The sequence below is a fragment of the Spiroplasma sp. hy2 genome (assembly GCF_044714365.1).
Lineage (GTDB): Bacteria > Bacillota_I > Bacilli_A > Mycoplasmatales > Mycoplasmataceae > Spiroplasma > Spiroplasma phoeniceum.
The window spans coordinates 1-6,400 of record NZ_RXFZ02000042.1 but is presented as its reverse complement, the minus strand read 5'-3'; the positions used below and the strand labels follow the sequence as shown (position 1 = coordinate 6,400).

Genomic DNA, 6,400 nt, shown 5'->3' with positions numbered 1-6,400 from the left:
TAWWATCAAATTTATCAAATTTCATAATTTTAGATTCCTATAATTTCTATTTTAAATATATTTTATAGGAATTTTAAAATAACTAGGTTATGCAAGAAGTCTATTATTTCTTATCCTCCTTATTTTCAATTTCTTTTTTATCTTTTTTCTTTCCTTGAATTTGACAAATTTTTTGATAAATTGATAAACCAATTCACGCAAAAATTCCTAATATAATAACAACACTAAATATTGTCGTTAATCAAACTGGCATAACTTAATTCCTCCTAAAAATCTAATTTCGCGGCACGCTTCGCGTGTTCGCTACGCTCAAAATAAACCATATTGAATAAATTACCGCTAATAAATTACGCGGATAATTTATTCATCTTCTTTTACATTATTAATTACAATATTATTTACCATATTAATAACATTATCTTTACCATACTTAATTACTAAGGACCGCAAAATAAAATAATGTTTCTTTTCAATAAAAATCAACCCCTTTCTGAGTTGATTTGTTGCACTTCACTTACACGATGCCAATTTTTTCTTGTAAAGTTGTTCGCCGTTTTTGTGGTAAATTATTAACACCATATAAAAATGCTGATGGTTCACCAATTAAATATAATTTAGTTTTAGCACGAGTAATTCCTGTATAAATTAGATTTCGTTTTAACATCATTCAAAAACTTTTTGTTATTACAAAAATAATATTATCATATTCACTGCCCTGCAATTTATGAACACTACAAGCATAAGCCAAAGTAATATCATAATAAAGTTCTTTACTATATGCAATTACATTATCGTATTTTACTAAGATTACATCATTTAAATTTTTATCTTTTTTAATATCAACAATAATTCCAACATCGCCATTATAAATTTCTAATTCAGGTCGATTTTTAAGTTGCATAACTTTATCATTAACTCGGAAAAAACGATGCCCAATCTTAATTTCTTTTTGACCACTTGCATGATTCATTCGATTTTGCAAATAAGTATTTAATGCATTAATTCCAACTGGACCATTATACATTGGGGCAATTACTTGAATAGCATTATAATCTGCTCCATATTCATCACTAAGTTTTTGATATAAATTACCAACAATTGTTAATAATGTTTGTGAATCAGTTTCATTAATAAAAGTAAAATCTTTTTTGTCAAATAAATTATTACCTTCAAAATGTTCTTGTTCAATTGCATAAGATAGTTCTAAAATGTCATTTCCAGCTTCTTGACGATAAACTTCTTCTAATTTAATAACATTAAAAACATCACTTTGAATAATATCTCGTAACAAATCACCACAAGCAACTGACGGTAATTGATTTGGGTCACCAATTAAAATTAATTTACGCAAATTAACACTAGCTTTTGCAATTTGTGATAATAACAAACTATCAACCATACTAACTTCATCTAAAATTAAAATATCATTTTCCAAAGGATTATTTTCATTATAAAAAAATTGATTAGTCAAAGCATCATATTTTAATAATTTATGAATTGTTAAAGCTTTTTGCCCAGTTTTTTCTCGTAATCGTTTTGCTGCTTTTCCGGTTGGTGCTGCTAATACAATTTTTGATTGTTGGTAAACTTTTTTTAAAAGACTAACAATACCATCAACAACTGTTGTTTTACCCGTACCAGGTCCTCCAATAATAACTAAAAAATTAGAATGCACAGCAGCCTTTATTGCTTTTGCTTGATTAATATTATAAGTAATTTGTTTTTTATTTGTTAATTTTTCTAACTCTTCTGTTAATTTTTGATCATCATATTGATCAATCGTATTCAAACCAACTAACATTGCAGCAATATTAATTTCACTATGATATATTTCTGCAACATAAATTTTATCATCCTTAAAAATTAATAATTTAATTTCTTTACTATATTTTAATCCGACTAACAACTGTTCTTTTGTTAAAAAAGGAAAATTCTTTTGTAAGATTTTTGTTAATTCATTTAACGTTAAATAAGTATCACCATTATTATTACAAAATTCTTTTGCTAAATATCAAGCATAATAACCAATTCGAATGTTAGTAAAAGGTTCTTGTTCAAATGCTAAATAAATCTTATCAATTGTTTTAAAAGCAATATTATCTTTTAATAGTAATGAATAAGGATCTTTTTTTAATAAAGCATAAATCTGATCAACATTATATTTTGTTTTTAATAAAGATAAAACTTGTAATGATAATCCTTTTTGATTAAATTGATAATTTAATTCATCATCACGGCTCATTGACTTAAATACCTTTGCAATAATATTAGCTTGCTTAACACTAATACCCGGAATTTCATGTAAAACTGATAAATTTTCTTTAATCTTGGTAATCACATCGGTTTGATAATAATCAATAATTATTTGTGCTGCTTTTTCACCAATTGTGGGAAATAAACTACTAGTTAAATATTTTAAAACCTCATCATTACTCCGTGGGGAAAGTTTATGAATTTCCTTAACTTCAAAATTTTCACCATAGCGTTCATTATAGACAAAGTCCCCTTGTAATTCATATAATTGTTCTGGCTGTAAAGTTGATAAAAATCCTTTAATAAAAATAAAATGTGTTTTATCATTTTCTAATTGAAATTTGCAAATCCGATAACCATTATTGGACTCAAAAACAATTAATTTTAAATAACCCCGTATTTTTTCAGCCATTTTAGTAATCCTTTCTTATAAATATCATAATTTTTGATTATCTAAATAAACATCATTAATAACTCCGCCCCCAAGGCAAACTTCATCACCATAAAAAACAGCAGCTTGTCCTGGCGTAATCGCTTTTACTTTTGTTGCAAATTGCACAAGACATTTATTATCACTTAAAACTGTTACTTTAACAGGAATATCTTTTTGACGATAACGAAATTTAGCTGTACAATTAAATTCTTTTTCATGTAAAGTATTAATTCAATTAACATCAGTAATAATACAACTCGTTGAATATAGTCATTTTTCTTCACTACTTTTTGCAACATATAAAATATTGTTTTCTACATTTTTACCAGCCACAAAATATGGTTCACTCATCCCACCTAAATTTAAACCACGACGTTGACCAATTGTATAATACATCACCCCACTATGATGACCAACAACTTCTTTTGCTTCAATATCAACAATATTACCATTTTGATTTGGAATATAATTTTGTAAAAAGTTTTTAAAATCACGTTCTCCAATAAAACAAATTCCTGTTGAATCTTTTTTATTAGCTGTGCTTAAATTTTGTGCATTTGCAATTTCTCTAACTTCTTTTTTTGTTAAATTTCCTAATGGAAAAAATGTTTTTGATAATTGCCCTTGGTTCAATTGACTTAAAAAATAAGTTTGATCTTTATCCCGGTCAATTACCCGTAATAATTGATATTCTTGTAATTTTTCATTAAATCGTACTTGAGCATAATGTCCCATGGCAATAAAATCAGCATGATAGTTATTAATTGCATAGTTTAAAAAATAGTCAAATTTAATATACTTATTACATAAAATATCTGGATTAGGAGTTCGCCCTTTTTGATATTCATTAATAAAATGTTTAAACACATATTCTCAATATTCTTTAATAAAATCAACACGGTGCAATGGTACTTGTAATGTTTTACTAACATTAACAGCATCATTATAATCAAGTTCTTGTGGACAAATCACATTATTAATTGCTTTATTTCCTAAAATATCATTATTTAATTGACTGTCTCAATTACGCATAAAAAGACCTTCTACATCATAGCCTGCTTGTTGTAATAAATATAAACTAACTGAAGAATCAACCCCTCCAGATAATCCGACAACAACTTTTTTCATTGCACATCACTTCCTTTTTTATACATAAATAATAATTAATTAGTACTATTTTTTAACATTGAAAATTAAAAATCCCAAGATAAGAAATTGGTTTCCTATTGGTTAAATAATTTACTATATAAATTTTAAGACCTTTCTTTTTTTCTTTTTAAAACTGCTGCTAACATTAAAATATTTGCCAACAATAAAAAACTATAACTAATAATTTGCATAATATTACTGGACCAATTAAAAATATTGTTCATAAAAAAATAACTATATAATGCAATCGCAATCACACTACATAAGAAAAGTAAACTTAATGGTAAAAAACAATAAAGCTGAATTTTAAAATTTGATACCAAACAAAATGGAAGAACAACAGTAATTGCATAAATTCCAATTAAAATTAACATAAATATTCGATTCACGAAAAAATAATGATGATTAACAGTAATAAAATTAATTTTACCAAAATTAACTACAAAAAAATTATATAAATCTAAAGCTGAATTATTAATTCAATTATTAAACACTAAAAATGCACTACATAATACTATTAATCCAATAATCGCCATAAGCCGTGCAATTAAAACAATTAGATCACGTCATTTAAGAATGTTGTTTTTCTTAATTTTAGTAATTCGTTGACGCCCATTTGGTAATTGCTTAATTTGATAATTATTATTAAACATTGTTGTTGCTTGAACAATAGACTTTGAGTCCTTATTTGTCAAAGGCAAAACATTAGGATTAAGGTTTTTTGCTTTTCTTCTGCCAATTTGTTTTATTTTAAGTTTACTGCCTTGTTTTATCAAATCTTCTTTGACATTAGAATTAAATAACTTAGCATAAAAATTATCTATTTGATAAGTTCCCTCTGCTTCTTCAAGTTCAATTGCTCGAGAAGTTTCATCTTGAAGTTTTACTTTTTCTGATAAAACTTGTGAAACTTTTTTTGTTTCCAAATTCTTTTCTTCTTGATGATAATATTTATTGGTTGTTTGTTCCACTCCTAAATTTGGTCGTTTTGTTATATCCCATTCCATCGTATCAATTTCATCATAAAATTGATTTCCCTTGTCAGGACGAACAATTAAATCTACTTCTTTTCGTGTTTTTTTATTTTCATTTTGTTTATTATCAAACTTTTTATTATAAGTTTCTTCTTCAATATTTTTTGCTTGGATTGGAGGCATATTATGTGTTATTTTTTGCGAAACATTTATTTTTTGACCTGGTATTTTATTATAACTTTGAGTAAAAAAAACATCTTTTTGTGGCGATGATTTTGGTAAAGAAAGTTTAGGAAAATGATTTGTTAGAACTGACTTTGATTTTATAGTTTGTTTATTATCAATATTAGTTAATGACTTCTTTAATTTTTCTTGATCTTTTTGCATTATTTTTTGAGCAACAGCACGAGCTTGTGCTTTAACTTTTGTATGATCAATTTTAACTTCAACAGGTTCATTGTTAAATTGAGCATCATTATTTTTCTTATTAAAATTTAATAAATCAATGTTTTTTGTAATAGTAGGTGGCTCATATAAATGTTCTTCATTATCCAATTGAATTTTTTCATCAAAAGTTGATTTAATTTTATTTAATCGGTGATGAAAACTTGTTTTTTCTTGTTGTAACTTTTCAGTTTGATGATATAAAATTTTTAATGCATTTGGATTATCTAAATTTAAAATCATTTTCCGTGATTGTACAAATGAATTTAAAGCACTATTTTGATTAACATTTTGGGTTTTAGTAAAAAAATAATTATTCTTAAAAAAATGACTATTTTCTTGTAGAAAAAAAGTTGCATCATTATTTAAAGTAAACTCTTGCTGTTCAATGCTTTGATCATTATGCGCACTTTGCTTAATTGGTTTAATTTTTAAAATTTTAATATCATTACTCTTCATTATCAACACCCATTTCAAGAAAACTCAAAACTAATACATATTAATTATATCCTAAAACAGTTAAAAAACAAAGGAAATATTGGGTCTTTTTCGTAATAACAAAGAAACAATAAAAAGCAATTAAAATTTTAATTGCTTTTTATATTTATAAAATTATTTATTACATTTCCTTAGGAACTGCGTTAATAATCTATTTGATTAGACTCTAATTCTTCTACTGCATCAAAAAATTCATCATTATCATCGGTTCTATCATTATCAATCATTTGTTCACTATTTGAATGTGAAGGTGAAGCTGTATTAACTTCAATAAGAATTTCTTTAAATCTATCAGCAAGAGCTTGATTTAAAGCTGAAATATGTGACATCATTTTTAAGATGTCAAAATTATCTAAAACAATTTCAATTTGTCTAAAGTCAGGTTCTAAATACTCATATATATTATCTCTTTTTGCAATCTTCTTCATTTCTTCAAATTTACGCTTTGCTTCTCTTTCAACTTGTTTGTAATATATTAGACTTCTTGCATAACCTAGTTATTTTAAAATTCCTATAAAATATATTTAAAATAGAAATTATAGGAATCTAAAATTATGAAATTTGATAAATTTGATTTTATTAATGATAAAGAATTATTCCGATTAACAGGAATAAAACAAGCCACTTTTAATAAAATGTTAGATATTTT

General features: G+C 25.2%; 6 protein-coding genes. All 6 read right to left on the bottom strand.

The genetic code is table 4. The features are described 5' to 3' along the window. Positions 1 to 103 precede the first annotated feature (103 nt). Positions 104 to 253, bottom strand: a complete 150-nt coding sequence (locus EHV01_RS02310) for a hypothetical protein (protein ID WP_422066029.1) — start codon at positions 251 to 253, stop codon at positions 104 to 106. Between the two features lie 107 nt (positions 254 to 360). After that, the gene (locus EHV01_RS02305) at positions 361 to 528 is read right to left on the bottom strand and encodes a hypothetical protein (RefSeq protein WP_422066030.1); all 168 of its coding nucleotides are present in this window, start codon (positions 526 to 528) and stop codon (positions 361 to 363) included. Then, positions 515 to 2,665: an ATP-dependent RecD-like DNA helicase gene (locus EHV01_RS02300; protein ID WP_422066028.1), complete on the bottom strand. Its 2,151-nt coding sequence runs from the start codon at positions 2,663 to 2,665 to the stop codon at positions 515 to 517. The genes EHV01_RS02305 and EHV01_RS02300 overlap by 14 nt, the downstream gene beginning before the upstream one ends. 15 nt (positions 2,666 to 2,680) lie before the next feature. Beyond that, entirely contained in the window at positions 2,681 to 3,814 is a 1,134-nt protein-coding gene (gene mnmA, locus EHV01_RS02295) for a tRNA 2-thiouridine(34) synthase MnmA (RefSeq protein ID WP_422066027.1), read from the bottom strand. 125 nt (positions 3,815 to 3,939) lie between these two features. Continuing rightward, positions 3,940 to 5,712, bottom strand: coding sequence for an ABC transporter permease (locus EHV01_RS02290; RefSeq protein ID WP_422066026.1), 1,773 nt, complete (start codon positions 5,710 to 5,712; stop codon positions 3,940 to 3,942). 182 nt (positions 5,713 to 5,894) lie between these two features. Next, on the bottom strand, positions 5,895 to 6,179 hold the full coding sequence (locus EHV01_RS02285; protein WP_422066025.1) for a hypothetical protein: 285 nt from the start codon (positions 6,177 to 6,179) through the stop codon (positions 5,895 to 5,897). Positions 6,180 to 6,400 lie beyond the last annotated feature (221 nt).